Genomic DNA, 3,949 nt, shown 5'->3' with positions numbered 1-3,949 from the left:
GGTATTGGGCCTCGGGGATATTGGCCCGGAAGCAGCCAAACCCGTGATGGAAGGAAAAAGCCTGCTCTTTAAGATCTTTGCAGACATTGACGGGATCGATATTGAACTGGACACCAAGGATGTAGATGAGTTTATCGCCACTGTAAAGACCATAGCCCCTACCTTTGGGGGAATTAACCTGGAGGACATCAAGGCTCCCGAAGCCTTTGAAATTGAACGCCGTCTTAAGGAAGAGCTGGATATTCCGGTAATGCATGATGACCAGCACGGCACCGCCATTATTTCTGCCGCAGCCCTACTAAATGCGCTGGAACTCACGGGCAAGAAAATGGAGGAGGTTAAGATCGTTATCAGTGGGGCAGGGGCCGCAGCGGTTTCCTGTACAAGGCTCTACAAAGCCTTTGGGGCACAGGGGAAAAACATCCTGATGCTGGACAGCAAAGGCGTGATCCGAAAAGACCGCGATGGCTTAACCGAAGAAAAACGGGAATTTGCCACCGATCTCAAGGTGGATACCCTGGAAGAAGCCATAGCAGGGGCAGATGTCTTTATTGGTTTGTCTATTGCAGACATCATGAGCCCGGAAATGTTGTTGTCGATGGCCAAGGACCCCATTGTTTTTGCCATGGCCAACCCGGATCCTGAAATCAGCTATGATCTGGCCTGTAAAACACGGGAAGACGTCATCATGGCTACCGGCCGGTCTGACCATCCCAACCAAGTAAACAACGTACTGGGCTTTCCCTTTATCTTCAGGGGGGCACTGGATGTGCGCGCTACCAAGATCAATGAAGAAATGAAGATGGCAGCGGTAAAAGCCCTTGCTGAGCTGGCCAAGGAGCCCGTTCCGGAACAGGTGAATATCGCCTACGGGGAAACCCGACTCACTTTTGGTAAGGATTACATCATTCCCAAACCCTTTGACCCCAGGCTGATCGCTGAGGTACCTGTGGCCGTAGCCAAGGCAGCTATTGCCAGTGGCCTGGCACAGGCCCCTATATCCGATTGGGACAGGTACAGGGAAAACCTGCTCTCCCGATCTGGGGATGACAACAAGGTGATGCGTTTGTTGATGAACAGGGCCAAGGCTAATCCCAAGAAGATCGTTTTTGCTGAAGCCAACCACCTGGATGTGCTCAAAGCGGCCCAGATTGCCTATGAAGATGGCCTTGCCACACCAATTCTTTTAGGCAATTTAGAGGTGATCAGGGAATTGATGAAGGAACTGGAATTCGATGCTGATATCCTTATTATCGATCCTAAAGACCCTTCCAGTGAAACCAAAAAGGAGGCCTATGCCCAGCGTTTTTTTGAAGCCCGGCAGAGAAGTGGCGTTACGCTTTACGGGGCACGGACAAAAATGCGGGAAAGGAATTACTTCGGGGCCATGATGGTATTGGAAGGTGATGCAGACGGGATGATTACCGGCCACTCAAGGGCCTATAGCAATGTGATCCGTCCGGTTTTCGAAGTGATAGGTCGGGCGGCAAATGTTTCTAAGGCGGCCACCGCGCATATTATGATTACGAACAGGGGACCTTTGATCCTTGCGGATACATCGATCAATATTGAACCCAATGCGGAAGAGCTGGCAGAAATCACCCGAATGACGGCCAACCTGGGCACGGCTTTCGGCTTTGACCCGGTTTCGGCCCTGTTGTCCTATTCCAATTTTGGCGCCTCGGAACATCCACATGCTGCCAAAGTACGGGAGGCCGTAAGGCTCCTTCACGATAACAATCCGGAACTGATTGTCGACGGTGAGATCCAAACCGATTTTGCCTTGAACCGGAACCTCAGGAAAAGCCAGTTTCCTTTTTCCAACCTGGCCGGCAACCATGTGAATACTTTGATTTTTCCTAACCTTGAATCGGCCAATATCACCTACAAGCTCCTGAAGGAACTGCATGCATCCAGTTCTATAGGTCCCATTATGCTCGGTTTAAGAAGGGCTGTTCACGTGCTGCAACTGGGGGCCAGCGTGGAAGAGATGGTGAACATGACCGCGGTAGCCGTAATTGACGCCCAGGAAAGGGAAAAGCGAAGAAAGGCAAGGATGGCCAAAGACAAGAAAGCTTAAATTAACCCAGAGATCTGATACATGATAGAACATCTTAACGGCCGGCTGGTTGAAAAACACCCTACCCACCTGGTAGTGGAATGTGCCGGGGTGGGATACTTCATCAATATTTCGCTCAATACCTACGCAAAGGTACCGGACCATGAAAACATTCGCATTTATACCCATTTGCAAATCAAGGAAGATGCACATACCCTTTTTGGATTTGCGGATAGGACAGAGCGCGAAATCTTCCGATTGCTGATATCGGTTTCCGGGATCGGGGCGAGCACGGCCCGCACCATGTTATCGTCTATGAGCCCTGAACAGGTAAGGGATGCGATTGCCTCCGGAGATGCCCCTTCTATACAGGCCATCAAGGGGATAGGAGCGAAGACAGCACAGCGTGTAATTCTTGACCTGAAAGACAAAATTCTCAAAATATATAATCTCGAAGAAGTTTCCACAGATTCAAACAATACAAATAGAGAAGAAGCGTTATCAGCTTTAGAGGTTCTTGGCTTTGCCAGAAAACAGTCGGAGAAGGCTGTGGATCAGGTCTTATCTCAAGTTCCTTCTCTTAGCGCAGAGGACATTATAAAACGGGCGCTGAAAAATTTGTAACTAGTTTGAAAAAAGGGGCATTTTCAATTCTTAAATCCTATTCATTTAAGGTTGCCTTCCTATTGGTTTTGTTTCTGGGTGCCACTGACCTGGCCTTTTCCCAGGAAGAACAGGACCGGGATACGGTACAGACCGGGGTAGCCCTGGGAAGGATCGTATTGAAAAATCCCGAAAGCATTGTTTCCAAATACACCTATGACCCCAAGCTCGACCGATACATTTACACGGAAAGTGTTGGGGATTTTGATATTGGTTACCCCATAATCCTTACCCCGGAACAATACCTTGAAATGGTTAGGAAGGAAGGCATGAAATCCTACTTTAAGGAAAAGATAGATGCCTATTCCGGAAAGAAGGCGGGGAGCGAGGAAGCGCGTAAAAACCTCCTGCCCAATTTTTATGTCAATAACAATTTCTTCGAATCCGTTTTCGGTGGAAATACCATTGAAGTTATTCCTCAGGGATCTGTGGCCATGGACCTTGGCGTGATCTGGCAAAAGAATGACAACCCGGCACTTTCTCCCAGGAACCGTACCAACCTCTCATTTGATTTCGACCAGCGGATCAGTCTGAGTATGCTTGGGAAGATTGGGGAGCGGCTGCAGGTAACTGCCAACTATGATACGGAGGCCACCTTTGATTTTCAAAACCTGGTGAAACTGGATTATACCCCAACCGAAGACGATATCATCCGGAAAATTGAAATAGGAAATGTAAACCTGCCCCTGAACAGTTCGCTTATTACTGGTGCCCAGAGCCTTTTCGGGGTGAAGACACAACTGCAGTTTGGTAAGACCACAGTAACTGCGGTCTTTTCGGAACAACGTTCCCAGAACAACACCGTGGTAGCACAGGGAGGCGGTACCTTGAATGAGTTTGAACTTACTGCCCTGGACTATGATGAGGACCGCCATTTCTTCCTCTCCCAGTTTTTCCGCGACCAGTATGATACCGCCCTGGAATCCTATCCCTTTATTCGCAGTCAGGTGCAGATAACCCGACTGGAAGTCTGGGTGACCAACAGGAGCCAGCAAACCCTGAATGTGCGTAACCTAGTTGCCATACAGGATTTGGGGGAACCCCTGAAGGAAAAGACACGGATAGGGATCGCCAACGGGGAACCGGCAGGGTTCTTTAATGTTTCTACGACGAATCCGGAATTGCCGCGTAACGGTGCCAACGATTTTGACCCTTCGCTTATAGGAAGTGGGGGTGTGCTCACGGATGAAGTCCGGGACATTGCAACCGTGGACAACGGATTTTCAA

The 3,949-nt window shown here is 49.3% G+C and carries 3 protein-coding genes; all 3 read left to right on the top strand.

The features are described 5' to 3' along the window. A partial coding sequence (locus AC4E7D_RS12610) for an NADP-dependent malic enzyme (RefSeq protein WP_490174143.1) occupies positions 1 to 2,080 on the top strand: 2,080 nt, incomplete at its 5' end. 21 nt (positions 2,081 to 2,101) lie between these two features. After that, positions 2,102 to 2,683, top strand: a complete 582-nt coding sequence (gene ruvA / locus AC4E7D_RS12605; RefSeq protein WP_490174142.1) for a Holliday junction branch migration protein RuvA — start codon at positions 2,102 to 2,104, stop codon at positions 2,681 to 2,683. A gap of 5 nt (positions 2,684 to 2,688) precedes the next feature. Beyond that, positions 2,689 to 3,949, top strand: a 1,261-nt coding sequence (sov, locus tag AC4E7D_RS12600) for a T9SS outer membrane translocon Sov/SprA (RefSeq protein ID WP_490174141.1), incomplete at its 3' end; no start/stop codon positions are given.

The organism is Lentiprolixibacter sp. (assembly GCF_982873095.1).
The sequence above is the reverse complement of the archived record's forward strand: the minus strand, read 5'-3'. Positions and strand labels throughout refer to the sequence as shown.

Bases quoted from the DNA above. Each gene is read 5' to 3' on its own strand.
- ruvA (WP_490174142.1), top strand. From the start codon at position 2,102: ATGATAGAACATCTTAACGGCCGGCTGGTTGAAAAACACCCTACCCAC.